The sequence below is a fragment of the Ruegeria sp. CJ6 genome (assembly GCF_056536665.1).
On record NZ_JBQFQB010000010.1, the window covers coordinates 1 to 26,447 of the forward strand.

The 26,447-nt window shown below is 57.7% G+C and carries 29 protein-coding genes and 1 pseudogene; 20 read left to right on the top strand and 10 right to left on the bottom strand.

Annotation, left to right across the window (positions count from 1 at the left end; genetic code table 11):
- Positions 1–233, bottom strand: a pseudogene (locus ACR0BT_RS20140) (hypothetical protein); the annotation flags it as partial.
- Positions 234–287: 54 nt separating this feature from the next.
- The gene (locus tag ACR0BT_RS20145) at positions 288–1,001 is read right to left on the bottom strand and encodes a uroporphyrinogen-III synthase (protein WP_170514248.1); all 714 of its coding nucleotides are present in this window, start codon (positions 999–1,001) and stop codon (positions 288–290) included.
- A gap of 97 nt (positions 1,002–1,098) precedes the next feature.
- Here ACR0BT_RS20145 and tsaD point away from each other — a divergent pair, with 97 nt between their 5' ends.
- From tsaD to ACR0BT_RS20165, 4 genes are read left to right on the top strand one after another with little or no spacing between them, the layout of a single operon-like run.
- On the top strand, positions 1,099–2,196 hold the full coding sequence (gene tsaD, locus ACR0BT_RS20150; RefSeq protein WP_480763916.1) for a tRNA (adenosine(37)-N6)-threonylcarbamoyltransferase complex transferase subunit TsaD: 1,098 nt from the start codon (positions 1,099–1,101) through the stop codon (positions 2,194–2,196).
- Positions 2,193–3,155, top strand: a complete 963-nt coding sequence (locus tag ACR0BT_RS20155; RefSeq protein WP_170819070.1) for an NAD(P)H-dependent glycerol-3-phosphate dehydrogenase — start codon at positions 2,193–2,195, stop codon at positions 3,153–3,155. The genes tsaD and ACR0BT_RS20155 overlap by 4 nt, the downstream gene beginning before the upstream one ends.
- A gap of 1 nt (position 3,156) precedes the next feature.
- Complete coding sequence (locus ACR0BT_RS20160) at positions 3,157–3,426, top strand: YciI family protein (RefSeq protein WP_480763917.1); 270 nt, start codon at positions 3,157–3,159, stop codon at positions 3,424–3,426.
- Positions 3,426–3,848 (top strand): EVE domain-containing protein, encoded by a 423-nt coding sequence (locus tag ACR0BT_RS20165; RefSeq protein ID WP_480737889.1) that lies wholly within the window; start codon positions 3,426–3,428, stop codon positions 3,846–3,848. The genes ACR0BT_RS20160 and ACR0BT_RS20165 overlap by 1 nt, the downstream gene beginning before the upstream one ends.
- A gap of 222 nt (positions 3,849–4,070) precedes the next feature.
- Here ACR0BT_RS20165 and ACR0BT_RS20170 read toward each other — a convergent pair whose 3' ends face one another.
- Positions 4,071–4,412: a DUF2853 family protein gene (locus tag ACR0BT_RS20170; protein ID WP_170397892.1), complete on the bottom strand. Its 342-nt coding sequence runs from the start codon at positions 4,410–4,412 to the stop codon at positions 4,071–4,073.
- Positions 4,413–4,603: 191 nt separating this feature from the next.
- Between ACR0BT_RS20170 and ACR0BT_RS20175 the strand changes: the two genes are divergently transcribed.
- Positions 4,604–5,251, top strand: coding sequence for a DUF899 family protein (locus tag ACR0BT_RS20175; RefSeq protein WP_480763918.1), 648 nt, complete (start codon positions 4,604–4,606; stop codon positions 5,249–5,251).
- A 4-nt stretch (positions 5,252–5,255) separates the two neighbouring features.
- On the opposite strand, the gene ACR0BT_RS20180 is transcribed toward ACR0BT_RS20175, so the two are convergent.
- The 3 genes from ACR0BT_RS20180 to ACR0BT_RS20190 form a co-directional block, all read right to left on the bottom strand.
- Complete coding sequence (locus tag ACR0BT_RS20180) at positions 5,256–6,005, bottom strand: extensin-like domain-containing protein (protein WP_223117333.1); 750 nt, start codon at positions 6,003–6,005, stop codon at positions 5,256–5,258.
- 13 nt (positions 6,006–6,018) lie between these two features.
- Entirely contained in the window at positions 6,019–7,407 is a 1,389-nt protein-coding gene (gene ahcY / locus ACR0BT_RS20185; protein ID WP_170733772.1) for an adenosylhomocysteinase, read from the bottom strand.
- Between the two features lie 103 nt (positions 7,408–7,510).
- Positions 7,511–7,825, bottom strand: a complete 315-nt coding sequence (locus ACR0BT_RS20190; RefSeq protein ID WP_170397881.1) for a hypothetical protein — start codon at positions 7,823–7,825, stop codon at positions 7,511–7,513.
- A 206-nt stretch (positions 7,826–8,031) separates the two neighbouring features.
- On the opposite strand from ACR0BT_RS20190, the gene ACR0BT_RS20195 reads away from it, so the two are divergent.
- The 3 genes from ACR0BT_RS20195 to ACR0BT_RS20205 all read left to right on the top strand — a co-directional run bounded on the left by ACR0BT_RS20195 (position 8,032) and on the right by ACR0BT_RS20205 (position 10,543).
- Positions 8,032–8,625: an HD domain-containing protein gene (locus ACR0BT_RS20195; protein ID WP_480707477.1), complete on the top strand. Its 594-nt coding sequence runs from the start codon at positions 8,032–8,034 to the stop codon at positions 8,623–8,625.
- Positions 8,626–8,699: 74 nt separating this feature from the next.
- Complete coding sequence (locus tag ACR0BT_RS20200) at positions 8,700–9,524, top strand: FkbM family methyltransferase (RefSeq protein ID WP_480763919.1); 825 nt, start codon at positions 8,700–8,702, stop codon at positions 9,522–9,524.
- A 53-nt stretch (positions 9,525–9,577) separates the two neighbouring features.
- Positions 9,578–10,543, top strand: a complete 966-nt coding sequence (locus tag ACR0BT_RS20205) for a glycosyltransferase family 2 protein (protein ID WP_480763920.1) — start codon at positions 9,578–9,580, stop codon at positions 10,541–10,543.
- 48 nt (positions 10,544–10,591) lie between these two features.
- Here the strand turns inward: ACR0BT_RS20205 and ACR0BT_RS20210 are convergent, their stop codons facing one another.
- Together ACR0BT_RS20210 and ACR0BT_RS20215 are read right to left on the bottom strand one after the other, a co-directional pair.
- A complete protein-coding gene (locus tag ACR0BT_RS20210) occupies positions 10,592–11,146 on the bottom strand; it encodes an ActR/PrrA/RegA family redox response regulator transcription factor (protein WP_039542641.1) in 555 nt (184 codons plus the stop codon).
- A gap of 87 nt (positions 11,147–11,233) precedes the next feature.
- Positions 11,234–11,851 carry an SCO family protein gene (locus tag ACR0BT_RS20215; RefSeq protein ID WP_480763921.1) on the bottom strand — a complete coding sequence of 206 codons (618 nt, stop codon included), beginning with the start codon at positions 11,849–11,851 and terminating at the stop codon, positions 11,234–11,236.
- A gap of 92 nt (positions 11,852–11,943) precedes the next feature.
- Between ACR0BT_RS20215 and regB the strand changes: the two genes are divergently transcribed.
- The 8 genes from regB to trxA all read left to right on the top strand — a co-directional run bounded on the left by regB (position 11,944) and on the right by trxA (position 23,758).
- Positions 11,944–13,335 carry a sensor histidine kinase RegB gene (gene regB / locus ACR0BT_RS20220; RefSeq protein WP_170397866.1) on the top strand — a complete coding sequence of 464 codons (1,392 nt, stop codon included), beginning with the start codon at positions 11,944–11,946 and terminating at the stop codon, positions 13,333–13,335.
- A gap of 64 nt (positions 13,336–13,399) precedes the next feature.
- The gene (locus tag ACR0BT_RS20225; RefSeq protein WP_170407929.1) at positions 13,400–14,908 is read left to right on the top strand and encodes a PAS-domain containing protein; all 1,509 of its coding nucleotides are present in this window, start codon (positions 13,400–13,402) and stop codon (positions 14,906–14,908) included.
- A gap of 40 nt (positions 14,909–14,948) precedes the next feature.
- Entirely contained in the window at positions 14,949–15,419 is a 471-nt protein-coding gene (gene tsaE / locus ACR0BT_RS20230; RefSeq protein WP_480763922.1) for a tRNA (adenosine(37)-N6)-threonylcarbamoyltransferase complex ATPase subunit type 1 TsaE, read from the top strand.
- A complete protein-coding gene (locus tag ACR0BT_RS20235; RefSeq protein WP_480763923.1) occupies positions 15,416–16,420 on the top strand; it encodes an aminoglycoside phosphotransferase family protein in 1,005 nt (334 codons plus the stop codon). Before tsaE ends, ACR0BT_RS20235 begins: the two co-directional genes overlap by 4 nt.
- On the top strand, positions 16,417–17,103 hold the full coding sequence (locus ACR0BT_RS20240) for a nucleotidyltransferase family protein (protein WP_170566582.1): 687 nt from the start codon (positions 16,417–16,419) through the stop codon (positions 17,101–17,103). The genes ACR0BT_RS20235 and ACR0BT_RS20240 overlap by 4 nt, the downstream gene beginning before the upstream one ends.
- Positions 17,096–20,023, top strand: a complete 2,928-nt coding sequence (gene addB, locus ACR0BT_RS20245) for a double-strand break repair protein AddB (protein ID WP_480763924.1) — start codon at positions 17,096–17,098, stop codon at positions 20,021–20,023. The genes ACR0BT_RS20240 and addB overlap by 8 nt, the downstream gene beginning before the upstream one ends.
- A complete protein-coding gene (gene addA, locus ACR0BT_RS20250; protein ID WP_480763925.1) occupies positions 20,020–23,379 on the top strand; it encodes a double-strand break repair helicase AddA in 3,360 nt (1,119 codons plus the stop codon). Before addB ends, addA begins: the two co-directional genes overlap by 4 nt.
- A 58-nt stretch (positions 23,380–23,437) precedes the next feature.
- Entirely contained in the window at positions 23,438–23,758 is a 321-nt protein-coding gene (gene trxA / locus ACR0BT_RS20255) for a thioredoxin (protein WP_170397826.1), read from the top strand.
- An 84-nt stretch (positions 23,759–23,842) separates the two neighbouring features.
- Here the strand turns inward: trxA and ACR0BT_RS20260 are convergent, their stop codons facing one another.
- Entirely contained in the window at positions 23,843–24,106 is a 264-nt protein-coding gene (locus tag ACR0BT_RS20260) for a hypothetical protein (protein ID WP_170397824.1), read from the bottom strand.
- A gap of 268 nt (positions 24,107–24,374) precedes the next feature.
- Between ACR0BT_RS20260 and ACR0BT_RS20265 the strand changes: the two genes are divergently transcribed.
- Positions 24,375–24,725 (top strand): Lin0512 family protein, encoded by a 351-nt coding sequence (locus ACR0BT_RS20265; protein ID WP_170625360.1) that lies wholly within the window; start codon positions 24,375–24,377, stop codon positions 24,723–24,725.
- Positions 24,722–25,084 carry a Lin0512 family protein gene (locus tag ACR0BT_RS20270; RefSeq protein ID WP_170514195.1) on the top strand — a complete coding sequence of 121 codons (363 nt, stop codon included), beginning with the start codon at positions 24,722–24,724 and terminating at the stop codon, positions 25,082–25,084. Before ACR0BT_RS20265 ends, ACR0BT_RS20270 begins: the two co-directional genes overlap by 4 nt.
- Before the next feature lie 55 nt (positions 25,085–25,139).
- Here the strand turns inward: ACR0BT_RS20270 and ACR0BT_RS20275 are convergent, their stop codons facing one another.
- On the bottom strand, positions 25,140–25,337 hold the full coding sequence (locus tag ACR0BT_RS20275; RefSeq protein WP_170397815.1) for a DUF1127 domain-containing protein: 198 nt from the start codon (positions 25,335–25,337) through the stop codon (positions 25,140–25,142).
- Between the two features lie 197 nt (positions 25,338–25,534).
- On the opposite strand from ACR0BT_RS20275, the gene hslV reads away from it, so the two are divergent.
- Together hslV and ACR0BT_RS20285 are read left to right on the top strand one after the other, a co-directional pair.
- The gene (gene hslV, locus ACR0BT_RS20280) at positions 25,535–26,092 is read left to right on the top strand and encodes an ATP-dependent protease subunit HslV (RefSeq protein WP_480563143.1); all 558 of its coding nucleotides are present in this window, start codon (positions 25,535–25,537) and stop codon (positions 26,090–26,092) included.
- Positions 26,089–26,442, top strand: coding sequence for a hypothetical protein (locus ACR0BT_RS20285; protein WP_170397809.1), 354 nt, complete (start codon positions 26,089–26,091; stop codon positions 26,440–26,442). Before hslV ends, ACR0BT_RS20285 begins: the two co-directional genes overlap by 4 nt.
- Positions 26,443–26,447 lie beyond the last annotated feature (5 nt).

Sequence of the window (26,447 nt, forward strand, 5' to 3'; positions counted from 1 at the left end):
GCTTCGGCTTCGGCTTCGGCTTCGGCTTCGGCTTCGGCTTCGGCTTCGGCTTCGGCTTCGGCTTCGGCTTCGGCTTCGGCTTCGGCTTCGGAAGTCAATTCGTCCGCAGCGTTATCCGCGTCAACGGATTTCTCATCCGACACTGCATCACTTTCGGTCTCGGCGGCTTCTACCACCTCTTCGACGCTGGGGTCTTCGACCGGTTCCTGATCGGGTTTCTTCTTATCAGCCACCGCGTTAATCCCCTTATCGATTCCCAAAACACATGAACAACAGACTAACCCAAGTTAATCTGCACCCGGCGCGCTCTCAACCCGCATCACGTGTTTCACGAGTTTTTTCACGGCTTTCTGCATTTTGTCCGGGGTCGGTTCATCCGCGATCTTCAGCCGCTCGAAACTCAGTGTTTTAAGGGGTTCCGCCGTGGCTTCGCTGATCGCGGCCAGCCACAGAGGCGCGGATCCGGCCCAGACATCGGCAAATTGTCGCGCTGTGCGGGGCGAAAATAGCGGGGCGATGATGGGCTGATCACCCTCGGCGGCGTGGGAAGCCTCATCACTCAGCGGCAAAAGCTGTTGCCGATAAATCGGCTGTTCGCGGGTGGTCAGCCCGGATTCAGTCAAACGCGCGGCCACGTTGCCACGGCTGTGTTCTCCGCGCAGATGTAGCAGCGGGCTGTTTGGCTTGAGTTTCAGCAGATTGGCCACCAGCCCTTCGGCCGTCGCACCCAGCATCTGAGCATCCCACCCTGCTGCCTGCGCTGCCTGCGTGGTCACCGAACCAACGCAATAGGCGGGCAGGCTGCGTTCCACATTCAATACGGCGGCGGCGTTCACGCCATTTGCCGAGGAAAAGATCAGTCCAGCAGAATCATCGGACTCAACCATGACACCCAGCGGTTCGATCTTTAACAAGGGTGAATGGATAACCGCGACTTGCGGCCGAATGTGGTCCGGCAGTTGCGCAACGAACCTGTCCGAGGCGGCGCGAGGGCGGGTCATCAACAAATACAACGGTCGGCGCCTTCGGCCTTGGGATTGTTTGCGTCCGCGCGGGGTGATACCCCGCTTGGCAATCATGATGCAACGGATCAGGCCTATGGTGCAAACACTTACCGTCCTTGGACTGGAAAGCAGCTGCGACGATACCGCAGCCGCCGTTGTGCGGCAGGGCACAGGCGTAGGGGCCGAGATCCTGTCATCCGTGGTGCATGGCCAGACTGAGTTGCACAGCGCCTATGGTGGCGTTGTGCCTGAGATCGCAGCGCGTGCGCATGCGGAAAAGCTGGATATTTGCATCAAACAGGCTCTAACACAGGCCCAAATTGGCTTAGATGATCTGGACGCTATCGCTGTCACCGCCGGTCCCGGCTTAATAGGCGGCGTAATATCCGGCGTGATGTGCGCAAAGGGCCTAAGCGCAGCAACCGGGTTGCCGCTAATCGGGGTGAACCATTTGGCCGGGCACGCGCTGACACCAAGACTGACCGACGAGATTGCTTTTCCCTACCTGATGCTGCTGGTCTCGGGTGGTCACTGCCAATATCTGATCGCTCATGGACCGGAACAGTTCACCCGCCTTGGGGGGACAATCGACGATGCCCCCGGAGAAGCCTTTGACAAGACCGCCCGGCTGTTGGGCTTACCCCAGCCCGGTGGCCCCTCGGTCGAGGCTGAGGCGCGCGCAGGTGATGCCAAACGTTTCCGCTTTCCCCGGCCCCTTCTGGATCGCCCCGGATGTGACCTGTCTTTTTCGGGACTCAAGACCGCGCTGATGCGGATGCGGGATAAGGTCGTAGCCGAAAAAGGGGGGCTGACCCGACAAGATCGCGCTGATCTGTGTGCCGGTTTTCAGCAGGCTATTGTTGATACCTTGGCTGAGAAAACCCGCCGCGCGATTGCCCAGTATCTTGAGACATCACCGTCAGAACCGGTTATTGCCGTTGCCGGAGGTGTCGCAGCAAATTCCGCTATTCGCTCAGGATTAGAGACTGTTTCTGCGGAAATGGGCGCCCGATTTACTGCCCCTCCGCTGGCTTTGTGCACTGATAATGCCGCAATGATCGCCTATGCGGGTATGGAACGATTCCGCACCGGTGCACGAGATGGGTTGGATCTGACGGCGCGGCCCCGCTGGCCCTTGGATCAAACCAGCCCTGCAATGCTGGGTAGCGGCAAAAAAGGGGCCAAGGCATGAGCGTGACCGTCCTTGGTTCTGGCGCATTTGGAACCGCTCTGGCGATATCTTTGGCGGGCAATGGGCCTGTAACTCTCTGGTCACGAGATGCCGAGCAAGCAGCGCAGATGCAGCACGGGCGCGAGAACCCGCGACGTTTGCCAGGCGTTACACTGCCCGCCAGTGTTTCAGTGACAGCTGAATTAGAACAAGCGGCGCAATCCGATGTGTTGTTACTGGCCGTCCCAATGCAAAAGCTGCGCGATGCGTTGACGCAATATACCGGCGAACTGGGTGGCAAGGTTTTGGTGGCTTGCTGCAAGGGGATCGAACTTTCCACGGGGCTGGGTCCCGTTGCAGTCATCCGTCAAACCGTTCCGGACGCACTACCGGCCTTGCTGACTGGCCCCAGCTTTGCCGATGATATCGCGCGCGGTTTGCCTACGGCGTTGACGCTGGCTTGTGATGATGCCGAACTGGGTGAAGCACTTCAGCAAGAGCTGACAACTGCCAATCTGCGTCTTTATCGTACCGCCGATACCGTCGGAGCAGAGCTAGGTGGAGCGCTAAAGAATGTGATGGCTATTGGTTGTGGCGCGGCCATTGGTGCAGGGCTTGGCGATAGCGCCCGCGCTGCGTTGATCACACGCGGATTTTCTGAGATGCAGCGCTTTGCCGCCCAGCGCGGGGCACGGCCCGATACGCTGATGGGGCTATCGGGGCTGGGTGATCTGGTGCTGACCTGCTCATCCGAATTGTCGCGAAACTATCGTTTTGGCCTGTGTTTGGGTCTAAACAAGCCATTTGACACCACGACAACCGTCGAAGGTGTCGCCACTGCGCAGGCCATGTCCGAAATCGCAGCGAGCGAAGGGTTAGACATGCCCATCAGCGCAACGGTGGCGAAACTCAGCAGCGGTGCCTACAGTGTCACCGACGCGATTCAAGCCCTGCTGGGTCGCCCACTCAAGGAGGAATAATATGCTCATCGCCCTGATCGCCCGGGATAAAGCTGGTGCCCTACAGACCCGGCTGGACAACCGCACCGCCCATCTGGCTTACATTGAAGAAACCGGTGTTGTGGCGCAGGCCGGGCCGTTACTGGACGGCGATGCGATGATCGGATCGCTGGTCATTCTGGATGTCGAGAATCTGGCCGCCGCTGAGGCCTGGGCCGCAAATGACCCCTACGCGCTGGCCGGCCTGTTCGACTCGGTTGATTTGATCCAGTGGAAAAAGGTCATCGGCTGATGGCGTATTGGCTGTTCAAATCCGAACCCTCGACCTGGAGCTGGGATCAGCAGGTCGGCAAGGGGGACGCGGGCGAGGAATGGGATGGCGTGCGCAACTACCAGGCCCGCAATTTCATGCGTCAGATGCAGATTGGCGATCGTGGGTTTTTCTACCACTCGCAAAAGGACAAGGCGATTGTCGGCATTGTCGAGGTCTGCGCCGAGGCCCATCCCGACAGCACAACCGATGATGAGCGTTGGGAATGCGTGGATATCAAAGCCGTCCGGTCTTTCACAATTCCGGTCAATCTGGATCAGATCAAGGCGGATGAGCGTTTGGGTGAAATGGTTCTGGTCAAGAATTCACGCCTGTCAGTGCAGCCGGTCAGTGATACAGAATGGCAGTTGATCTGCGCTTTGGGCGAGACAGAGGCGGATTGAATGAAAAGGGAAGGCCCTGACGACTTCAGAACCTTCCCTACCCCGCGTGCTCCCAAGCTCACCACACGCATACGGAAATCTATTGGTTCTGACCGTCCTGGTCATGACCTGACCTTAGCCGATTTCAGAACCGCGCTTCAAACGCCAAGTATTTAGAGTTTCAATCAAATACAAAACACCCGCCGGTAAGACCGACGGGTGCTGAAATGGTTCTTGGCTGGATCAGCTATAGACCGATTCTTTGCCGAAATGCTTGGTCAGCATGTAATAGACGACAGCGCGGTACTTGTTACGCTCGGACATGCCATAGGTCTCCATGGCCTTGTTGATCCCTTCCATCAGTTCGGGACCATCCGACAGGCCCAGCTTTTTGATGAGGAAGTTGTTCTTGACCGTCTCAAGCTCGCCTTCCTGGCTGGCCGCCACTGTCGACGCATCCGCGTCATAGATCGCCGGACCGCAACCGATGGTGACCTTGGTCAGCAGGTCCATATCGGGGTCCATCCCGCATTTGCCTTTTAGATCTTCAGCGTATTTAGCGATCAATTCGTCGCGTTTGCCCATGTCCCAATCTCCTTAATCCATTGTCACGGAACTTTTTACCGATGCACGAGAGACTAGCCTTGTCGGCGGAATTCCCAAAAGGGAAAAATCACAAGGTTTCCCCCTAGGCTGAACTTCGCGGGACTCGGTGATTTGATTTTTTCAGATTTATTATTTAACATTTTTGTTAATTATGATTCCCGGAGGTCCCCATGCCCGTAACGTTACCGAATGAAACCACCGAATATCGGTCAGCTCGTAATGCACTTCTATCCGCCGAGCGGGACCTGAGAGCAAAGGTTGAAGAGGTCGCGGCCTTGCGCCGTTCTCTTCCAACCGGAGGCAAAACCCCTAACGATTATGCGTTCCGAGATCTGGCAGGCGAGGGTGCGCCTATGTCGTCGCTGTTTGGCGATAAGGATACGCTGATTATCTATTCGCTGATGTACGGACCCGACGCGGAACGCCCCTGCCCTATGTGTTCGGCGTTTCTGGATGGGCTGAACTCTCAGATCCACCATCTCATACAGAACGCCTCGGTTGCCGTAGTGGCGCAGAATACGCCCGAAAAACTCTCGGCGCTCAAGGATGAGATGGGTTGGAATGCGCTGCCGCTCTACTCAGCATTAGGGACGAATTACCAACGTGACTATCTGGCCCAGACCGAAGGGGGCGATCAGCTTCCCATCCTGAATGTCTTTCAACAGCTCCCTGATGGCATTCATCACTTCTGGAGTTCCGAGCTGTTCTTTGAACCCAGCGACTGGCATCCCCGGCATGTGGATGCAGCTTGGCCTTTGTGGAATGTGCTGGATTTCACACCACAGGGCCGCGGCGATTTTATCCCACCTCTACGCTGAGGTACTATCGGCAGTAGCCCCAGCCGGGCCCCTGCAGGTGGAAGTGATCGGCATGTAAGCGGTTGTAATCAGGGCCAAGCACCACGCGGAACCAGTCACAGGCTCCGCGCCAGATCTGGCGCAGAAAATCGGCCTCGGGCCCGTCAGCGTCCCAGTCAGCCAGCAGGTTCAAGCTGCGCCCGTCCGAGAGATCCATTCCGACGATGTCGATCGCGTCCGCAGTGGCGTGACTGCTCCAACCATTGTCTTGTCCTTGCGCGGTGCGCATCCGCCGGCAGTTATAGCTACCGATCTGGCGCAATCTGCTGACGGAAGTCCCCAGTAGTTGCTGCGCAGCGGGTTGCACAACATGGTGTTCCCACATGACAAGCCGCAAAGTTGTGGCACACCGGGTCTCGACTGCAGTGACGCGGGCGTTCACCAGACCGGACAACCGGCCGCGTCCCTCGATTCCGCAATTCTGGTCCACCACCAGATCGTCCAGCGGATCAAACCGAGCTCCAGCCTCGGCCAAGGCTGCACGGCATAAAGCGTCATCCGCCAGTGCGCGGTTCAACTGGTAAGGGGTGACCGGGGTGACCGGGGCCGTCACGGTCAGATCACGCAGCGGGTTCCAGTGCGGGGGTACAGGCGTATTGGGATGGGCAAGCAGCCACCAAACGCCGCCGCCCAACACGGTCAACAGCGTTAAGAGGCCAAAAAGAAAAGACGCCGCCGAAAGCAGGATTCGGCGGCGTCCAGAAGCTTTGGTCATGCGTCTTTCGCACTTAGTAGCGGTAGTGTTCCGGCTTATAGGGGCCTTCGGGTTTCACGCCGATATAGGCCGCCTGATCGCTGTCCATCTGGGTCAGCTTCACGCCGATCCGGTCCAGATGAAGACGGGCAACTTTTTCGTCCAGATGCTTGGGCAGGATGTAAACTTCGTTCTTGTATTCATCGCCTTTGGTGAACAGCTCGATCTGGGCCAGAACTTGGTTGGTGAAAGAGGCCGACATCACGAACGAGGGGTGACCGGTGGCGTTGCCGAGGTTCAGCAGGCGGCCTTCGGACAGCAGGATAATGCGGTTGCCCGAGGGCATCTCGATCATGTCCACCTGTTCTTTGATGTTGGTCCACTTGTGGTTCTTCAGGCTGGCCACCTGAATTTCGTTGTCGAAGTGACCGATGTTACCGACGATGGCCATGTCCTTCATCTCGCGCATGTGCTCGATACGGATCACGTCCTTGTTGCCGGTGGTGGTGATGAAGATATCGGCGTTTGCGACTTCGTCTTCCAGAAGGGTGACTTCGAACCCGTCCATGGCCGCTTGCAGCGCGCAAATCGGGTCGACCTCAGTCACTTTCACGCGGGCGCCTGCGCCACGCAGCGAAGCCGCCGAGCCTTTGCCCACGTCACCATAGCCGCAGACCACGGCAACCTTACCGGCCATCATGGTGTCGGTGGCGCGGCGAATACCGTCAACCAGCGATTCCTTGCAGCCGTATTTGTTGTCGAATTTCGACTTGGTGACCGAGTCGTTCACGTTGATCGCCGGGAACGGCAGGTGGCCGTCTTTCACCAGCTGATACAGGCGGTTTACACCGGTGGTGGTTTCTTCAGAGACGCCTTGGATCTGGTCGCGCATTTTGGTGAACCAGCCCGGAGACGCGGCCATGCGCTTGGCGATCTGCTTCTTGATCACCTCTTCCTCTTCCGAACCCGGAACAGGGATAATGTCCTCTCCTGCCTCGGCACGTGCACCCAGCAGGATGTACAGCGTCGCGTCGCCGCCATCGTCCAGGATCATGTTGGGGCCTTCGTCGAACAGGAAGGATTTGTCCAGATAATCCCAATGCTCTTCCAGCGTCTGGCCCTTGATGGCAAAAACGGGAATACCAGCCTCGGCAATCGCCGCCGCCGCGTGGTCCTGCGTTGAGAAGATGTTGCACGACGCCCAGCGCACATCAGCGCCCAGCGCCACCAGTGTTTCGATCAGAACGGCGGTCTGGATGGTCATATGCAGTGAACCGACGATCCGCGCGCCTTTCAGCGGCTTGCTTTCGCCATATTCGGCGCGCAGGGACATCAGCCCCGGCATTTCCGTTTCAGCGATATTCAGCTCTTTGCGGCCAAACTCGGCCATTGAAATGTCTTTAACGATATAGTCCCCGGCCATCAGGTACTCCACTCCGGCAATTCACAGTCCAAAGTGCCACTAGCATCCCTTGCGGGATGAGGCAATGAAGATGGCCGGAAACAGGAAGTCTGGTGACAAAATATCAGCTTGGCGTACCCTCTGCCTTGATTTTGGGGATCGCTTCAAAAAAATCAGTGCCAACGGCGACAATACAACTCATGCCGTTCGCCTGGGTCACCAAAACGGTATAACTTCCCGTTTCCTTCGAGGTCCAAACCTCCATGACCGTCTGCCCGCCACGTGATTTCTGAAGACCGCCAAAGGTTAATTCCTCGGAGTAATTGTCTTGCAGTTTGGTAATCACGTGCTCGCGCTCTGCGCAGTTCTGGGCAAAGGCAGGTGGCGCGGTTGCGGCCATTCCGAAGGTCAGGGTTATTGCAAACAAACGCTTGAACATAGCAAGCTCCTTTCGATACGAGTTTCGTTTCGAGAGGGCGCAACTGGGAGGAGTCAGCACCCCCCTCAGTCCTTGATGTCGGGATCGTATCGCGCAGGTTCAAAGCACGAATGCTCAAGAAATTGTTGGCAGCATGTGATCCAGACAGATACATCATACCACAAGAACGCGAATTGAACGTGTCCCAGTTCACAAGGCATGGTAAAATGGCAACACAACCCAGAGCGTGGCAAAGAATGCTGTCGGGCCGTCGGCTGGATTTGCTGGACCCGACACCCGTGGATATCGAGATCGAAGATATCGCGCACGGGCTGGCCTTTGTGGCGCGGTGGAACGGTCAGACCAACGGGGATTTTGCCTATTCCGTGGCCGAGCATTCCTTGCTGGTGGAAGAGCTTTTTGGCCGCATCGCACCAAATGCACCGACGAAATGGCGGTTGGCGGCACTGTTACACGATGCCCCCGAATATGTGATTGGTGACATGATCTCTCCGGTGAAATCCGCCGTTGGCCCGGATTATGGTGATTTAGACGACCGGCTGGCTGCTGCGATTCATATACGTTTCGGGTTGCCCGCCGTGGTACCAAAAACAGTGAAACGCCAGATCAAGAAGGCGGACAAGATCAGCGCCTGGATGGAGGCGACGCAGATCGCGGGTTTTTCTGATACCGAAGCATCAAAGTTCTTTGGTCGCCCGGACAAGGCAATATTAGAGGGGTTGCAGATCAAACTGCGTCCCCCGATTGAGGTGCGGCAGGCCTATACCGCGCGGCATAAGGAGCTGTTGGGCAGCATTTAGGTCGCCAATAGATCAGCGGCACAGCCTGTGCTAATTTTCCGCTAAAACAAGACCATAATCGGACGCAGGTTCAGATGAGCGACGCAGACAGCCAGATACCGGTCACGAACGCGCAGATGGAATATGCCAACGCGTGTTTACGTGAAGCGTACAATCTGACAGGCCGAGGGCGGGTGCGCAATCTGATCCGAAAGTCACTGCTGCCACAGTTGATCGCCTATCGGGGCATTCGAATCCACCTGCACCCTTATGACAATTTCAGCGAATTCTCTCTCTGGCAGAAGGGCCGGTCCCCGGAAGAGCTTGAGCTGAATTGGCTGAAAGACAGTTTTGCGGGGAAGACTCTCAAGGTTTTGGATATCGGGGCAAATTTTGGTCTGTATTCACTTTTCTTGTCGTCAATTCTTAGCCCGGACTCCCGGATTCATGCATTTGAGCCTAATCCGACTCTGGCCGAACGCCTCAGCAATAATTGCTCTCTGAACGGATTTGGCAACGTGGAGCTGAACACTTTCGCGATCGCGGGCGAAACTGGTGAGGCGACGCTTATTATTGAAAAGCGGGGCGACACGGCCACCAATCTTGGTCAGGCGCGTTTGGCAAACGACCCAGCGTATCTGGAGCTGTCAAAATACGATACGATTGAGGTGCAGACCCGAACACTGCTTGAGCTTACACATCTGCATGATGCCGATTTTGCCAAGCTTGATGTTGAAGGGCACGAGCCGAACATTCTTATGCCTTTTCTTGAAAGCGCAGAAGATGCAGCGCTTCCCCAATATCTACAGCTGGAAACCGTGAATCTTGGTGATAGCGCCGACCGCCTGTTTGCCTCACTTTCTGATCGTGGCTATGAAAATGCCTTTCAAACTCAACGTAATATCATCTTCAGAAGATAGGCCGTGCAAGGAAGAACCGCGATCATGATCAAACCCACTCAGGCCAAGCTGATATGAAGGTCGGGCTGTTCTCCTGCGCCAAGGATGAAGGGCCGTTTATACTTGAGTGGGTCGCGTATCATCTGCTGGTCGGGTTTGATCCTATTCTGATTTACAGCAATGACTCGACAGACGGCACCGCCGAGCTGCTTGATGCGCTGGATAAAAACGGGGTTATTTCCCATGTTCTGCAAGATCTGAAACCCGGGCAAGTACCACAGCATACAGCGGCGGAAACGGCCTATGCGCATCCTTCGCTTAACGATGCCGATTGGCTGATGTGGCTTGATAGCGATGAGTTTCTTTTCTGTGCAAACGATGAAAATCAGGTCGCAGGTCTCGTCGAACGCTGTTCCGGTTTCGCCGAGGGCATCGCCGTGAATTGGTTGATCTTCGGAAATGGGGGCAACGACAAGTGGGAACCGGGGCTGGTCACGCAACGATTCCTAAAGCGTGCCGATACAGATCATAATTTGCATCGCTACTTCAAAACGCTTTTTCGAAAGTCTGATAAAATACAGGGGTTTGGCCTGCACCGGCCCTACTTGCGACCGGACTTTCGAAACGATGGATCGCAATTTGTAAATGCTGCGGGCCTGCCGATGCACGAACACATGTATCGTACGGGATCACGGCGAAGACATGCGCTGGGTGCCGCGCCCGAGCATCTGTCTACACACGATTGGGCTGCTGTCATTCACTACCCGGTGAAAACGCGAGACAGTTTCGCGCTCAAGCGGCAGCGCGGGCAAGGCACGAAAGCGACAGATGCACCCAACCGGTCCAGCCGGTTTCGTGAAAGGTATTGGAACAAGTACAACCAGAACAGCGTCGTGGATGATCGAATGCTGGCGATGGGTGGCAAGCTGCAGGCAAAGGTTGATGAGTTGCTGTTATTGCCTAAAGTTGGGTGCGCGCACTCTGCCTGCCTTAAGAATTACGCGCTGAGGCTTCAAACTCAGGCTCAACCCGCGCCCTGAAAGTCGTTTGGAACGGCCCGGAGAATACACGCTATTAAGTCTACGGGTCTATCTTGGACTGCGCTTCGCCAGAATCCGCTGCAACGTCCGGCGGTGCATGTTCAACCGGCGGGCGGTTTCCGAGACGTTCCGGTCGCACAGTTCATAAACGCGTTGGATATGTTCCCAGCGGACGCGGTCGGCGCTCATGGGGTTTTCCGGCGGCGGGGGCAGTTCGTCACCCTTGGCCAACAGAGCGTTGGTGATGTCAGTGGCGTCGGCGGGTTTGGACAGATAGTCGGTTGCACCAATTTTGACCGCCGCAACGGCGGTGGCGATGGCGCCATAACCGGTCAGAACCACAACCCGGCTGTCGGGGCGTTTTTCGCGCAGCACTTCAACCACGTCCAGCCCATTGCCATCTTCAAGTCGCAGATCGACCACGGCATAGGCAGGTGGGCGGGCTGTGGAAATGGCGCGGCCTGCGGCGACGGAACCCGCGGTTTCAACCTCGAATCCGCGTTTTTCCATGGCCTTGGCCAGACGTCTCAGAAACGGCTCGTCATCATCTACCAGCAGCAGCGATTTGTCGGGGCCGATTTCAAGCTGGGAACTGTCTGCCATATGTGGGTCTTTCCGCTATTTCATGCCTCTTGGCTTAAACATGAGTAATAGCAGCGCCATTCCAAAGGTCAAACCGACTGTTGAGGATCAGGCCTGATCAAGGAAGCAGCCAATCTTGTCCGCCATCTGCTCGGCCGTTTCATCGCGTTTGAAAAATTCCAGAAACCCGTCCTCGGGCGTCATCAGATAGGTAAAGGTCGAGTGGTCGACCAAATAATACTCATCGCTTTTGTCTTGGGCCTTGTAATAGGTCTTGTACGCCTTGCTGGCCGCCTTGATCTGCTCGGGCGATCCGGTCAGGCCAATCACGCGTTCATGCAGGTTGAATGCGAAATCGCCCACAACCTCGGGGGTATCGCGATCCGGGTCTATCGAGATGAACAACGGCGTCACCGACTGACCGCGCTCTGCCAGCAAATCGATCGTGTCGACATTGCGCGACATGTCAAAGGGGCAAACATCCGGGCAGAAGGTATAACCGAAGTAGACAAGCGTGGGCTCGGTGATCACATCCTTGTCGGTTACCGTCTCACCCTTGGCGTTAAGCAGTTCGAACGGCCCGCCGATCGCCGCGCTCCCGCCCGCGATCTGAGACGAGCGGCACTGCGCGTATTTGTCATCTGAGCCACCCCGCGTCAGCAGCCACATGGCGCCAAGACCAATTGCAAGAACAACAGTTGCGAGAATAGCATAAAGACGAACCATGGCGCGTATCCTGATACGAAAGGGGATGTTGATCGATTCTGCCGGGACACCTATCAACATGTCGGACCGACGCAATAGGACATAATCGACAGATGACGAATTCCAACACCAGTCTTTGGCGTGGGCAGGAGCGCAGTACCTGGATCAGGCTGCGCACGCTGATCCTGCTGCGATGGGTCGCCATTATCGGCCAGTTTACGGCCATCACGGTTGCACAGAAATATTACGACGTTCAGCTTGAGCTGGCATTGTGTTATTTCGTCATCGGCATTTCGGTGATGGGTAACCTCACGGCCATTCTGTTGTTTCCCGAAAACAAGCGCTTGTCGGAATTCGAGAACTTCCTGATGGTGCTGTTCGATCTGCTGCAGCTGTCGATCCTTTTGTATCTGACGGGGGGGCTAAACAACCCGTTTGCGCTGCTGTTGCTGGGTCCGGTGACGATTTCTGCAAATGTAATGAGCACCCGCTCAACCCTGATCATCGGCAGCGTTGCGGTGATCCTGACCACGTTGCTGGCGCAATTCCACCTCCCGCTGAGAACCAATCTGGGGTTGGTGCTGGATATCCCCGATATTTTGCTGTTCGGAAACTGGGCGGCGATTATCATCGCCATCGTTTTCATCGGCGCCTATTCGCACCGCATCAGTTCCGAAGTTCAATCGATGTCCGAAGCGCTCTCGGCCACCCATATGGCGCTGGCGCGCGAGCAAAAGCTGACTGATCTTGGTGGTGTGGTGGCCGCAGCCGCGCATGAGTTGGGTACGCCGCTGGCAACGATCAAGCTGGCCAGTTCAGAACTGATCGAAGAGCTGGACGACCGGCCTGAGCTGATGGAGGACGCAGCCTTGATCCGCGAACAGGCTGACCGCTGCCGCGACATCCTGCGCGATATGGGCCGAGCTGGGAAAGATGATTTGCACCTGCGTCAGGCGCCTCTGTCCACCGTGATCCATGAAGCGGCAGAGCCACATATCAATCGTGGTAAAGTGGTGCATTTCGACGAAGGACCAGTTGCGGATGGCGATGTGCAGCAGCCCTCGATCCTGCGCAAGCCCGAGATCATTCACGGGCTGCGCAACCTGATCCAGAACGCAGTGGATTTCGCCCAGTCGACGGTCTGGGTCGAAGCTGAATGGACCTCTGATCGGATCAGCGTTTCGATCATGGATGATGGGCGCGGCTACCCCTCCCACATCATAGGTCGGATTGGTGACCCGTTCATGCGCCGCCGCCGCGCCGATCGCAGTAGTCGGCCGGAATACGAAGGCATGGGGCTAGGTCTGTTCATCGCCAAAACCCTGCTGGAACGCAGCGGTGCCGAACTGAGCTTCGCCAATGGCGCGGACCCTTATCAGACCCTGACTGACCAACCGGACCGCAGGGGGGCGATCGTCAATGTCGTTTGGCCGCGCAAGCTGATCGACGCGCAAACCGGGGACACTCCGGTTCCCTCGGGCGCCAACCAACCGTTCCAGATCTGAGTTAAGACCCCGTTAACCATTGTTGTTCATATAGATTCAAACGTTTTACCCGGGGGTTGGAGCAATGGCCGAATGGATCGTTCTGGCCGCAATCAGTGTGGTTTCGGCCAGCTTTGCGATATTGTGGCTCTTGCCACGCCATCAGGCCAAAACAAGAGATTTCGGGCTGTCAGCGCCCGGAGCGCTGTTCGATGTTGTCTTCCTGTTCGATGGCGACCGGTTGATCAGCCATTCCGATATTGCGCTGGCAGGTTACGAATCCGTCAGCAACTGGGCTGATCTGCGGCGTTTGCTGCAACGTGATTTTCCCGCTTTCCCCGAAACGCCCGAGATTGTCCGGTCCGGGGGCAACATCGCCGTTTCAGCCATCGACTGCACAGTCGAGCGCGAGGTTTTGTGCGAATGGATCGATGGTATCATTCGGGTTCAATTACGTGATCTGACGGGGACCATCCCTGCGCCACGCCGTGACCAGCGCGATCCAATTCGTTTGGCGATGGAGCAGGCGCCCTACCCTGTTTGGCTGATAGATCACCGTGACAAGGTGGGCTGGTGCAATGCGGCCTATGTACGGTTGGTTCGCAAGATTGCGGGACCGGATGCCGATCTGACGGACCCTCTGTTTCCTTCTCACAGGGACGAGGCGCAGCTGAGTCGAAAAACCCGTGTCTCGATTCCGGTAAGGGACAGCGATGCCAAGCTCTGGTTTGACCTGACCCAGGTCGCACACGAACAGGATCAGTTGTGTTACGCGGTCGATATCAACGCGATTGTCGAAGCCGAGACAGCACAGCGCAAGTTCGTGCAGACCATGACCAAGACCTTCGCGCAGCTCTCCATTGGCCTAGCGATCTTTGACCGCAACCGGCAACTGGCCCTGTTCAATCCAGCGCTGATTGATCTGACCACCCTGCCACCCGACTTCCTGAGCCTGCGCCCAAGCCTGTCCAGCTTTTTTGACCGGCTTCGCGACCAGCATATGATGCCCGAGCCTAAGAACTATCGCAGTTGGCGGCGCCAGATGAACGACCTTCTGGAGGCGGCACAGGACGGGAACTATCAGGAAACCTGGTCGCTGCCATCAGGATCGGTCTATTCCGTCAGTGGTCGCCCGCATCCCGATGGGGCCGTGGCTTTCCTGTTCGAAGATATCACCGCCGAAATCACACTGACCCGACGGTTCCGCGCTGAAACGGACCTTATGCAATCCATTCTGGACAAGCTGGCTGATGCCATCGCGGTGTTTTCGGATGACGGTTCGCTGGCGATCACAAATTACGCCTATCAGGTGTTGTGGGGCGACAGCGGCGAAGTAGGATTCGAACCAGCAACGGTGCTGGAAATCACACGCCAATGGCAGGAGCACTGCACCGCCACGCCGATCCTTGGCGAGATCCGCGAATTCGTCACCGCGCGCGAGAATCGGGCCGAATGGTCGGCTGAACTGATCCTAAAATCCGGCGGCTCTTTGAACTGCACGGTCAGCCCCATGCAAAACGGGGCAACAATTGTCCGTTTCGCCTCGGACAACCCGGTCAGGAACATCACGGAAATACAAAAAATCAGCGCGTGAACCGGTTGCAGCCGACCCGGCGCAGGTTCATTGTGACGCCATGAACGCACCGCTGACTCTGACCTCGAAATCCCCATTCGACACTGCTGAAGTTGCCACCAAACTGGGAGGCGCATTGCAGTCTGGCGATACTATCCTGCTTGAAGGTACCATCGGCAGCGGCAAAACCCATTTCGCACGCGCATTGATTCAATCTCTTCTGTCCGCTCCCGAAGATGTGCCTTCGCCGACCTTTACTCTGGTTCAGGTTTACGAGACGCAGCTTGGAGAGGTCTGGCATTCAGACCTCTATCGTCTTTCTGCCTTGGAAGAGATCGAAGAGCTAGGGCTGGTCGACGCCTTCGACGCCGGCATTTGCCTGATCGAGTGGCCTGAAAAGCTGGGTCCTCTGACGCCAGAGCCGGCCTTACTGATCCGGTTCACCACAGACGCCAACGAACAAGATACGCGACAACTTAAGATGTCGTGGACAGACCCGAAATGGAACGCCAAGCTGGAGGGGATCCAATGACGAACCGGGCCATTCTGGCAGAAGCCTTGATCGCGCAGACACCATGGAACGGCGCACGGCATACGCCTTTGGCAGGTGATGCCTCGAACCGCCGGTACGAGCGTCTGACCGACCCTGCCACCGGCCGGACCGCCGTTTTGATGGATGCTCCGCCCGACAAGGGCGAAGCTGTTGAACCCTTCGTGCGTATGTCGAAATACCTGCGTTCCATTGGGTTGAGTGCGCCGGAAATCTACGCCGAGGACTGCGAATACGGGTTTCTGTTGCTCGAAGATTTGGGCGACGATCTGTTCGCACGCGTCTTGCGGGACGATCCGACGCTTGAGCGCACGCTGTATGACGCCGCAACCGATGTACTTGTCCATCTTCACGCGGCGCCGACGCTTTCGCTCGACAGTTACGACCCCGCTATGATGACCGAATTGGCGGCGCTGTCGTTCACAAAATATGCACAAGGCATTCTTGGATCGCACGACGACGAGGCCCGCGCCCGGTTCGAGCTGCGCTTTGCGGATATCCTGCACCGGGAAACCGGCGGAACGCGGGTTGTTGTGCAACGCGATTACCACGCAGAAAACCTGATCTGGCTGCCCGAGCGCGAAGGTCTGGCGCGTGTCGGTCTGCTGGATTTCCAAAGCGCGATGCTGGGGCATCCCGCCTATGATTTGATGTCACTGCTACAGGATGTGCGTCGGACTGTGCCCGCCGGGATCGAGATGAGGATGATCGACCGCTATATCACCGCAACCGGCGTCGATGGGCATGATTTCCGCACCGCATATGCTGTTCTGGGCGCACAGCGTAACCTGCGCATTCTGGGCGGTTTTGCCCGGTTGGCGACCGATTATGGAAAGCCACACTACGTCGACCTGATCCCGGCTGCGTGGGCACATTTGATGCGCGATCTCGAACATCCCGCGTTGGTGCCGGTGGCAGACCTGTTGCGCAGCGCCCTGCCCGCCCCAAGCCCCGAAAACCTGAAAAAGCTGAGGGCGCAATGACCGGCCCCCCCCAAGCTGCAATGCTGTTTGCCGCGGGCTTTGGTACTCGCATGGGTGCCCTGACCAAAGACCGGCCCAAACCGCTGATCGAGGTGGCCGGGCGACCCCTGATTGATCACGCACTGGATCTGGTCGATGCGCTCAGGCCGCTGCGGGTTGTTGCCAACCTGCACTACCACGCTGATCAGTTGGCTGTTCATCTGGCGGGCTGCGACGTTATGATATCGCGGGAAGAACCGCGCATTCTGGATACTGGTGGTGGGCTGCGCGCAGCGCTACCTCTGCTTGGATCCGATCCCGTATTCACCTTGAACAGCGACGCGATCTGGGCTGGGCCCAACCCGCTGAATTTACTGAAGGATCAGTGGAATCCGGATAAAATGGATGCGCTGCTGATGTGCGTTCCAGTTGGGCAAACCCTTGGCCACTCCGGCCCTGGTGACTTCACTCAGGACAGCACAGGGCGGATCGTCCGCGGTGCAGGTCTTGTTTACGGCGGGGTACAAATTCTAAAAACCGAAGCACTGCATGACATCGCTGAGGACGTGTTTTCATTGAACGTGTTGTGGGATCGAATGCTGCAGCAAAAGCGCCTGTTCGCACTGTCTTACCCCGGTCGCTGGTGCGATGTGGGGCGTCCCGAGGGTATTGATCTGGCCGAGGGGCTGATTGCCGATGTTTGAGCCCAGCGCCCTGCCCCGGGTATTCGCCATTCCTCCGGGCGCGGATTTCCCCAAGGTGCTGGTTGACGGTCTGCATGAGCGATTTGAGGGGCAGCCGCCCGATGCGCTGGCCCGGGTACAACTGGTAATCAACACCCACCGGATGGCGCGCCGGGTGCGCGATCTGTTTGATCAAGGTCCCGCTTGCCTGTTGCCACGCCTCTCTTTGGTCACAGATCTTGGCGAAAGCGCCGATCTGGCGCAGATCCCACCCGCAATCCCGCCTCTGCGTCGCAGGCTGGAGCTGACGCAGCTGATCGCAAAACTACTGGACCAGCAACCCGATCTGGCGGCCCGGTCCTCGCTGTTCGATCTGTCTGACAGTCTGGCCGGGCTGATCGACGAGATGCAGGGGGAAGGTGTCTCGCCCGATGCGATCAGGCAACTGGATGTCAGCGACATGTCCGGCCATTGGGCACGGGCGCAGGCCTTTATCGGCATCGCCGATCAGTTCATGGAATCCGGTTCGGACGCGCTGGATGCGCAGGCCCGACAGCGGCGCGTGGTCGAGAACCTGATCGCGCGCTGGGAGGCGTCGCCGCCCGAACATCCTGTCATTCTGGCAGGCTCTACCGGGTCTCGCGGGACCACCCTGATGCTGATGCAGGCGGTTGCGCGTCTGCCTCAGGGGGCGCTGGTGCTGCCTGGCTATGATTTCGACCAGCCTGAACATGTTTGGAGCAATCTGGATAACCCGCTGACATCTGAGGATCATCCTCAATACCGGTTCCGCAAGCTGATGCTTGGGCTAGGGCTTGGCCCGGATCAAATCCGGCCATGGACCACGGATCAGGCCCCTTCACCTGCCCGTAACAAGCTGATTTCGCTTGCATTGCGCCCTGCCCCGGTCACCGACGCATGGATGACTGAAGGCCCGCTCCTGCCCGACCTGAACGGTGCGACCAAGGATGTGACGCTGATCGAGGCGCCCTCGCCCCGGGCCGAGGCCTTGGCCATTGCGCTACGCCTACGGCAAGCGGCCGAGACCGGCCAGACCGCCGCGCTAATCACCCCCGACCGGATGCTAACCCGGCAGGTCAGCGCCGCACTGGACCGGTGGAATATCCTGCCCGATGACAGCGCGGGCCTGCCACTGCAGCTGTCTCCGCCCGGGCGGTTCCTACGCCATGTCGCCGGGCTGTTCGCGCGCCGCCTGGATGGCGAGGCTCTGCTGACGCTGCTCAAACACCCACTGTGCCATGACGGGGGCGACCGGGGCAGCCACCTGCTGCATACCCGCGATCTTGAGCTTGACCTGCGTCGCTATGGCCCGCCCTTTCCCGACAGCGCCAGCCTGACCGCTTTCGCCATTCGTACTGAAGCGCCCGAGGACTGGGTCCGCTGGGTTACCCAGACATTTTGCGATCAATACGACCCCACCGAACAGCCACTGCCGGACTGGGTCGCCCGGCTTCGCACGCTGGCCGAGATGATCTCGGCAGGTGGAACCGGTGAATCTGGCACATTGTGGGACAAGAACGCGGGCCAGAAGGCGCTTGCGGTGATCTCCACTTTGGAGGCCGAAGCACAGCATGGCGGTGCGATGACCGCCCATGACTTTGCCGACCTTCTGGGCGCGTTGTTGGCAGGTGAAGAAGTCCGCGACCGTGATGCACCTCACCCGCATCTGATGATCTGGGGCACCCTGGAAGCGCGCGTTCAGGGTGCGGATCTGCTAATTCTGGGTGGCTTGAACGAAGGCAGCTGGCCCGAGGCTGCGGCACCCGACCCCTGGCTGAACCGTCAGATGCGCAATGAGGCCGGTCTTTTACTGCCCGAACGCAGGATCGGTCTGTCCGCGCATGACTTCCAGCAGGCGGCAGGTGCTGCAGAGGTGGTTTTGACCCGCGCTACCCGCTCGGATGATGCGGAAACCGTACCATCCCGTTGGCTGAACCGCATGACCAACCTGTTGCAAGGCCTGCCTGAACAGGGTGGAACTAGGGCGTTAGAAGCAATGCAAGCGCGGGGCCAACGGTGGCTGGATTGGGCAGAGATGCTGGAACATGCACCCCGAATCGCACCCGCGCACCGCCCGTCGCCACGACCACCCGTCGCGGCGCGGCCACGGCGGCTATCGGTGACCGAAATCAAACGCCTGATCCGCGATCCGTACGCCATATATGCCCGACATGTCCTGCGATTGAGACAACTGGACCCGCTGGTTCAGGCGCCAGATGCCCTGCTACGCGGTATCGTCATCCACGAGGTGATGGAACAATTCGTGCGCGACAGCGTTCTGGATCCGGCTTTATTGACCCGAGAAAATTTCCTGAAACGCGCCAAAGCTCTGCTGGACGACCACGTTGCGTGGCCAACTGCCCGAAAGCTGTGGCTGGCGCGGCTAGAGCGGATTACCGATAGCTTTCTGTCCGCCGAGATTCACCGCCGCGCCGATGGCGGGCCTGTAGCATTTGAAGTTGGAATGCGGCTGGCGTTGACGCCGCTGGACTTCACCATTGCCGGACGTGCCGACCGAATCGATCGAAGCGGGCAGGGGGCTTTGCGTATCATCGACTACAAGACGGGCACTCCGCCAACGGAAAGTCAGCAAGCCAAATTCGACAAACAACTGCTGATCGAGGCCGCAATGGCCGAGCAGGGCGGTATCGAAGGATTCGATCCGCTTCCCGTTGCACAGGCGATCTTCATTGGCATGGGCGGCACCTATAAAGAAGTGCCCGCACCGCTGCAGAAAGAGCCGACCGACAAGGTGCTGGCCGAACTGAAAGAGCTCATATCAGCCTATTTAGAGCCTGATCAGGGGTTCTCTTCACGCAGGATGCTGCACAAGGACACAGATATAGGGGACTATGATCACCTCGCCCGGTTCGGCGAGTGGGATCGTTCAGCGGAAACCGAACCGGAGGACCTGACATGACCCCCCGCAATGATGCCACCGAACGGCAGGTTCAGGCCGCGCGCCCGGACGCCTCAACCTGGCTGGCGGCCAATGCGGGCTCGGGCAAGACCCGGGTGCTGACCGACCGGGTGGCGCGGCTGTTGCTGGATGGCGTACAGCCGCAGCATATCCTGTGCCTGACCTATACCAAGGCCGCGGCCAGCGAGATGCAGAACCGGTTGTTCAAACGTCTTGGCAAATGGGCAATGTTGGGCGACGGCGACCTTCAGTCTGAGTTGGTCGAACTTGGCGTACCGGGCGTGATCGATCCCGACCGGTTGGCGCAAGCACGGACCCTGTTTGCCCGCGCTATTGAGACGCCTGGTGGCCTGAAAATCCAAACGATCCACTCCTTCTGTGCTTCGCTGCTGCGACGGTTCCCGCTTGAGGCGGGGGTCAGCCCTCAGTTCTCCGAAATGGAAGACCGGGCTGCGGCGTTGCTGCGCGAAGAGATCATTGAAAGTTTTGCCGACGGCCCTCAGGCCGAATTGATCGAAGACGTTGCCCGCTTTGTCACCGATACCGGTTTTGACAAACTGACTGCCGCTGTTGCGCAGAAACGAAATCAGTTTGAACATGTGCTGCAATGGCCGGACATTCTGCAACGGTTTGATCTGCCCGAAGGTTTTGATGAACAGGTCCTGCTGCGTAACGTGTTTCTGGGCGGTGAGGTCGAACTGATCCAGTCCATTTTGCCCGCGCTTTCGGAAAGCGGAGGGAACAATGCCAAGGCCGCCGACAAGCTTGTCGGTTTTACCGACGCCCGGCTGAGCAAACTGACGATACTTGAAAACGTCCTATTGACGGGTAAGGGCGCGAAAGAGCCCTTTGCCGCAAAACTCAACAGCTTTCCAACCAAGGCGCTGCGTGAAGGGGTGCTGGCAGATCGGATGCCCCAGCTCGAGGCCCTGATGCTGCGGGTCGAAGCCTCGCGGGAACAGCGACTGGCGCTGGTTGCGGCCCAGAAAACCCACGTATTACATCGCTTTGCCGCGGCCTTCCTTCCGGAATACGAGCGGCGCAAGCAGGTTAGGGGTTGGCTGGATTTTGATGACCTGATCCTGCGCGCGCGGCAGGTTCTGAACGACCCGGCGGTGGCGGAATGGGTGCTGTACCGGCTCGACGGTGGCATCGATCACATTCTGGTGGACGAGGCGCAGGACACCAGCCCGGATCAGTGGGACGTGATCGAAAAATTGGCTCAGGAATTTACCAGCGGGGAAGGGGCCCGATCCGGAGTTGAGCGCACGATCTTTGTGGTTGGCGACAAGAAACAGTCGATCTATTCCTTCCAGGGCGCCGATCCGCAAGCCTTTGACCAGATGCAGGCCGAATTTGGACGAAAACTTCAAGAATCAGGCTCTAAACTGTGGGATTCAACGCTGGAATATTCGTTCCGCTCGTCCAGCGCGATCCTTGGGCTGGTCGATATACTGTTTGAAAACCATGTAGCGGCCGGGTTCCACAAGGATGCCTTACACCGGGCATTCAAGGCCGATCTTCCTGGGCGCGTCGACCTATGGCCGGTGATCGAGAAAGTTGAAAACGAGGATGACAGCGATTGGACCGATCCCGTTGATCGCCCTGGCGCACGGCATCACACCGTCATTCTGGCAGAACAGGTTGCCCGGTCAATCAAGGATATGATCAGGGATGGCGCCACCATTCCCGATGATGGCGATGCGTCGGGGACATTTGTCCGGCGCAAAGTGCAACCCCGCGACTTTCTGATCCTTGTCCAACGCCGCTCAGACCTGTTTGCCGAGATCATTCGCGCCTGCAAAAGCGAGGGTCTGCCCATCGCGGGGGCAGATCGCCTGAAGGTGGGCGCGGAACTGGCGGTCAAGGATCTGGCTGCTTTGCTGAGCTTTCTGGCCACACCCGAAGACAGCCTATCCCTGGCGACAGTCCTGAAATCCCCACTGTTTGGCTGGACGGAACAACAGTTGTTCGATCTGGCTTATCGCAGGGAGGAAACTTATCTATGGGCAGCGTTGCGCAATCGTGCCGAGGAGTTCCCGGTAACGCTTGCGATTCTGAACGACCTACGCGGTCAAACCGACTTTCTGCGTCCTTATGATCTGATCGAACGTATCCTGACGCGCCATGACGGGCGACGCAAACTGCTGGGCCGGCTTGGGGCCGAGGCTGAGGATGGTATCAACGCGTTGCTGTCGCAGGCGCTGGCCTATGAACGGACAGATATCCCAAGCCTCACCGGTTTTCTGGTCTGGATGCAAACCGACGATCTGGAGATCAAGCGCCAGATGAGCGGAGTCGGCAATATGATCAGGGTGATGACCGTTCATGGCTCGAAGGGATTGGAATCACCGATCGTAATCCTGCCGGACACTGGTAAACGACAGCCACCACGAGATGCCGAGATCATGATGGCGGGCGATACTCCGTTGTGGAAAGTGCCTTCTGATGCCTCACCTGCATTGATCGCAGCTGCGCGCCAAGAAGCCAGAACGCGCGAGGAGAATGAGCGGCTGAGGCTGCTCTATGTGGCTCTAACACGGGCAGAAAAGTGGTTAATAGTGGCGGCCGCCGGGGATGTAGGCAAGGATGGCAACAGTTGGTATCAGATGGTTGAGGCCGCGATGGCGCGGGCAGGGGCTACTCAGGTGCCCGGCACCCAGACCCTTCGACTGGCGCATGGAGATTGGGAGGCTTTGCCTGCCGTTGAACAGGGCAGCATCCCGCACAACGAACAGCATTTGCCTGTATTTTTTGACCACCCCGCGCCAAATCTACCCGCGCCAGCCGAAACGCTCAGCCCCTCTGATCTAGGGGGTGCGAAGGCCTTGCCCGGAGATGCGGGGCAGGATGAAGAGGCGGCGAAACGACGCGGATCGCAGCTGCACCTGTTGCTCGAACATCTTCCTGCTGCCGCACAGGATCAATGGCCGCAGCTTTGCGCACGGCTTCTGGCCGATATGCAAGATGTTGAGCGGCAAGATCTGCTGACTGAGGCCACATCGGTGCTGACGGCCGAATATCTGAAACCGGTCTTTGGCTCGGATGCGCTGACCGAGGTTTCGGTCTCTGCCGATCTGAACGGCACACGAATGCATGGGGTCATCGACCGGCTGATTATCACGGATAAAGAGGTGCATGTAATTGATTTCAAATCCAATGCGACTGTTCCGACCGGGCCAGAATCCTGCCCCGAAGGGCTGTTGCGCCAGATGGCGGCCTACGCCCATGCCCTGTCGCAAATCTATCCCAATCACAGTATCCGCACCGCTATCTTGTGGACGCGAACCGCGCACCTGATGTGGTTGCCACACGATATGGTGACGGACGCCCTGACACCGAACCCTATATCTTGACCTTGCCCGGTGCCGCACCTAGGTTCTGAGCCCAAGCATTCCCAGTCAGGAGACAGACATGTCGACCGTAGCCGTTACCGACGACACCTTTGACGCCGAAGTCAAGAATTCCGATATCCCCGTCGTGGTGGATTTCTGGGCCGAGTGGTGCGGCCCCTGTAAGCAGATCGGCCCCGCCCTGGAAGAGCTGGCCAGCGAATATGGTGGCAAGGTGAAGATTGCCAAGGTCGATGTCGACAGCAACCCAAACTCAGCCGCGGCCATGGGCGTGCGCGGCATTCCGGCGCTGTTCATTTTCAAAGACGGTCAGGTGGTTTCGAACCGCGCTGGCGCGGCCCCGAAGGCGGCCCTGCAAAGCTGGATCGACGAGTCGATCTGACCTTCGCTAGTGTGCGAACGAAAAAAGGCGCCCCGCATTGGGCGCCTTTTTTTGTTAAAGCCACTGCGTGACAAGAGTTTAGACTCACTTGATGGTCCACCTCACCGATACTCCCGCGCCGTCTTTGTGGGTAAATGTAACGGTGTCGTCTGCGATTGAAACCACCTGACAGTCGTGGGGCATCACTTCACCGACGATCACGATTCTCCGACAGTAATACCTGTCTTTCCACTCCCACGTGCCGCTGATACTGCCACCTTTCGGGCCTTTGCCCTCAACCGTGCCGTCCTTGTGAATAGTCACCCAGGTTTCGCCCTGAACCAGCTTCTTATCAACGATCAGGTTCATAAATTTCGCTTTGTTTTCTATGACTTCAGCGGATACGCTTGGCGCCAGAAGTCCAAACAACAATAATGATGACACGAGCCGAAAATACGTCATGGAATCAAACCTTTCATAGATCGTGTGCTTAAACAGACAGAATTCTAGTCGATAGCGGCGGTACACACCAAACATTCGGGTTTCGTGGTTTGGCCGGATGCAGTTCACTGTACTGGTTCTTTCAATTCGCAAGAACTCGTGCAGATTGTCGGGTCATCAGGAATAAGGAGGCGACATGCCCAAAACTCGGGTATTGGTGGAATTCGGTATGGGTACGTCGCTTCGGCGCGAAGACTATACCGAAGCAGCGCTGCGCGCGCTCAAGGATGCGCTCTGGCATAACTCGATCAATATGGCGGAATTGTTCGGATTCCCGAAAGAGGCCATGATCATCGACGCGGAAATCGGTGTACAGCAACCGGACCGGGTGGATTCGCAGGCGTTGAAGGCCATTTTCCCTTACGGCCAGCCCAACATCACGGTCACACATGGTGGCTTGGATATCGACAAACCCCATTCTGAAGGTCGCACGGTGATCGCCAACGCCGCGATCGTTGTCTCATTTGATATGGAGCCCGCCCGATGACGGAAAAACGCATCATTCTGGAGATGGGGACCGGCAACGATCTGTATGGTCAGGACTATACCAAGGCCGCGCGCCGCGCTGTTCAGGACGCGCTGCACCACTCGTCCATCACGCTGTTTTCCAAACTGGGCATCAGTCATGAGGAGATGCGCGTTGAGGTCACGATTGGCGTTCAGCAGCCTGAGAAGGTTGATTGTGATCTTGTCGCCTCGGATCTGCCGCGGGGCCGCGCCTCGGTTCGGGCGGTCAAAGGGGGACTGGATGTCGAGGATGCCGAGGCGGGTACCCGGCATGTCGTAGCCACTGCTGCAGTTGAGGCTTATCTGCCTGATCTCGCAGGTAAATTCGTCGAAAACTGAAAAAGAAAAAGCCGCTCAATCGAGCGGCTCATCTTATAAGTGTTCAAATCCTGGATCAGAACTTGGAGATATCAGCGCGGGTCAGCCCGACGTCTTCCAGCTGCTCGTCGCTCAGTTGCGACAGTTCGTTGCGTGTCTGATATGATTTGTACCATTCGACAACGTTTTCGAATGCATGAGAGAATGCGTCCACTGCGTGCAGGATGGTGACTGCTCCGCGCGGCGCATGGGTTTTTGCGATTGCGTTTGCCATGTGCTTGGTCCTTTTAACAGAAACAGCCGACCCGTTGTCGGTTGTAAGCCTCATGTAACTCCGGCGGCTGAGTCTCACAAATGCTGACTCAACAGCCCCGGTTTGCGTTTACTGCATATCTTTTGGGCATTTTTAGAACCGGTTGCGCAGAACCCGTGCCCGGCCCATATATGGCAGCACGGATAACGGAGGCATTCATGGCAGACAGCGATTTTCCCGGATGGCACGGCACCACTATTATTGGCGTCAAGAAGGGCGGGCAGGTTGTCATCGCCGGGGACGGGCAGGTCAGCCTGGGCCAAACCGTGATCAAGGGCACTGCGCGAAAGGTGCGTCGCCTGACACCGGGCGGGTTCGAAGTGGTCGCCGGATTCGCCGGATCTACGGCGGATGCGTTCACGCTGCTGGAACGTCTGGAAGCCAAGCTTGAGGCGACGCCCGGCCAACTGGCGCGTGCTTCAGTCGAGCTGGCCAAGGACTGGCGCACCGACAAGTATCTGCAGAAGCTCGAGGCGATGCTGATTGTGACCGACGGCAAGGATCTGCTCGTGATCACTGGGGCAGGGGACGTGCTTGAGCCGGAACACAACGTCGCTGCAATCGGGTCGGGCGGCAACTTTGCCCTGGCAGCCGCCCGTGCGATGATGGATAGCGGCAAACCGGCCGAGGATGTGGCGCGTGAAGCCATGGCAATTGCTGCGGATATCTGCGTCTATACCAACGGCAATCTGACGGTTGAGACGATCGGGTCATGAGTGCGGTTCTGGCAGCGATATTTGGTGGGCTGATTGGCGGCATTGTTGGGCCGATTGTGCTTGAGGAATATCGAAGCCGGAAGCACGCCAAGACATGGAAAGAGCCTCGCAAGAAGCTGCTTGAGTCCATGTTGAGAGATACCAAATACAAGTTCAAAACTCTGGAACGGCTCAGCAGAACAATTGGCTGTACCGAAGATCAGACACGCTCGCTATTGATCGAGCTGGAAGCCAGAGGCGCTGTTTCAAAGAAGACCAAAAAGGAAATTTGGGCACTGATCGAGCGCGCGCCATTACAGGAAAGCCAGCGCAAACTTGACGAAGAAGAAATTGAGGAAGAGCAGGAGTAGGTGAC

What these genes read in the sequence shown, in the direction of transcription:
- ACR0BT_RS20260 (WP_170397824.1), bottom strand. Translation starts at nt 24,106, where the DNA reads ATGAACCTGATCGTTGATAAGAAGCTGGTTCAGGGCGAAACCTGGGTG.
- ACR0BT_RS20240 (WP_170566582.1), top strand. Translation starts at nt 16,417, where the DNA reads ATGACCGGCCCCCCCCAAGCTGCAATGCTGTTTGCCGCGGGCTTTGGT.
- tsaD (WP_480763916.1), top strand. Translation starts at nt 1,099, where the DNA reads ATGGTGCAAACACTTACCGTCCTTGGACTGGAAAGCAGCTGCGACGAT.
- ACR0BT_RS20270 (WP_170514195.1), top strand. Translation starts at nt 24,722, where the DNA reads ATGACGGAAAAACGCATCATTCTGGAGATGGGGACCGGCAACGATCTG.
- addA (WP_480763925.1), top strand. Translation starts at nt 20,020, where the DNA reads ATGACCCCCCGCAATGATGCCACCGAACGGCAGGTTCAGGCCGCGCGC.
- ACR0BT_RS20205 (WP_480763920.1), top strand. Translation starts at nt 9,578, where the DNA reads ATGAAGGTCGGGCTGTTCTCCTGCGCCAAGGATGAAGGGCCGTTTATA.
- regB (WP_170397866.1), top strand. Translation starts at nt 11,944, where the DNA reads ATGACGAATTCCAACACCAGTCTTTGGCGTGGGCAGGAGCGCAGTACC.
- ACR0BT_RS20145 (WP_170514248.1), bottom strand. Translation starts at nt 1,001, where the DNA reads ATGACCCGCCCTCGCGCCGCCTCGGACAGGTTCGTTGCGCAACTGCCG.
- ACR0BT_RS20175 (WP_480763918.1), top strand. Translation starts at nt 4,604, where the DNA reads ATGCCCGTAACGTTACCGAATGAAACCACCGAATATCGGTCAGCTCGT.
- ACR0BT_RS20165 (WP_480737889.1), top strand. Translation starts at nt 3,426, where the DNA reads ATGGCGTATTGGCTGTTCAAATCCGAACCCTCGACCTGGAGCTGGGAT.
- ACR0BT_RS20195 (WP_480707477.1), top strand. Translation starts at nt 8,032, where the DNA reads ATGGCAACACAACCCAGAGCGTGGCAAAGAATGCTGTCGGGCCGTCGG.
- ACR0BT_RS20285 (WP_170397809.1), top strand. Translation starts at nt 26,089, where the DNA reads ATGAGTGCGGTTCTGGCAGCGATATTTGGTGGGCTGATTGGCGGCATT.
- ACR0BT_RS20210 (WP_039542641.1), bottom strand. Translation starts at nt 11,146, where the DNA reads ATGGCAGACAGTTCCCAGCTTGAAATCGGCCCCGACAAATCGCTGCTG.
- ACR0BT_RS20200 (WP_480763919.1), top strand. Translation starts at nt 8,700, where the DNA reads ATGAGCGACGCAGACAGCCAGATACCGGTCACGAACGCGCAGATGGAA.
- ACR0BT_RS20225 (WP_170407929.1), top strand. Translation starts at nt 13,400, where the DNA reads ATGGCCGAATGGATCGTTCTGGCCGCAATCAGTGTGGTTTCGGCCAGC.
- ACR0BT_RS20155 (WP_170819070.1), top strand. Translation starts at nt 2,193, where the DNA reads ATGAGCGTGACCGTCCTTGGTTCTGGCGCATTTGGAACCGCTCTGGCG.
- ACR0BT_RS20160 (WP_480763917.1), top strand. Translation starts at nt 3,157, where the DNA reads ATGCTCATCGCCCTGATCGCCCGGGATAAAGCTGGTGCCCTACAGACC.
- addB (WP_480763924.1), top strand. Translation starts at nt 17,096, where the DNA reads ATGTTTGAGCCCAGCGCCCTGCCCCGGGTATTCGCCATTCCTCCGGGC.
- tsaE (WP_480763922.1), top strand. Translation starts at nt 14,949, where the DNA reads ATGAACGCACCGCTGACTCTGACCTCGAAATCCCCATTCGACACTGCT.
- ACR0BT_RS20235 (WP_480763923.1), top strand. Translation starts at nt 15,416, where the DNA reads ATGACGAACCGGGCCATTCTGGCAGAAGCCTTGATCGCGCAGACACCA.
- hslV (WP_480563143.1), top strand. Translation starts at nt 25,535, where the DNA reads ATGGCAGACAGCGATTTTCCCGGATGGCACGGCACCACTATTATTGGC.
- trxA (WP_170397826.1), top strand. Translation starts at nt 23,438, where the DNA reads ATGTCGACCGTAGCCGTTACCGACGACACCTTTGACGCCGAAGTCAAG.
- ACR0BT_RS20215 (WP_480763921.1), bottom strand. Translation starts at nt 11,851, where the DNA reads ATGGTTCGTCTTTATGCTATTCTCGCAACTGTTGTTCTTGCAATTGGT.
- ACR0BT_RS20170 (WP_170397892.1), bottom strand. Translation starts at nt 4,412, where the DNA reads ATGGGCAAACGCGACGAATTGATCGCTAAATACGCTGAAGATCTAAAA.
- ACR0BT_RS20275 (WP_170397815.1), bottom strand. Translation starts at nt 25,337, where the DNA reads ATGGCAAACGCAATCGCAAAAACCCATGCGCCGCGCGGAGCAGTCACC.
- ACR0BT_RS20180 (WP_223117333.1), bottom strand. Translation starts at nt 6,005, where the DNA reads ATGACCAAAGCTTCTGGACGCCGCCGAATCCTGCTTTCGGCGGCGTCT.
- ahcY (WP_170733772.1), bottom strand. Translation starts at nt 7,407, where the DNA reads ATGGCCGGGGACTATATCGTTAAAGACATTTCAATGGCCGAGTTTGGC.
- ACR0BT_RS20265 (WP_170625360.1), top strand. Translation starts at nt 24,375, where the DNA reads ATGCCCAAAACTCGGGTATTGGTGGAATTCGGTATGGGTACGTCGCTT.
- ACR0BT_RS20190 (WP_170397881.1), bottom strand. Translation starts at nt 7,825, where the DNA reads ATGTTCAAGCGTTTGTTTGCAATAACCCTGACCTTCGGAATGGCCGCA.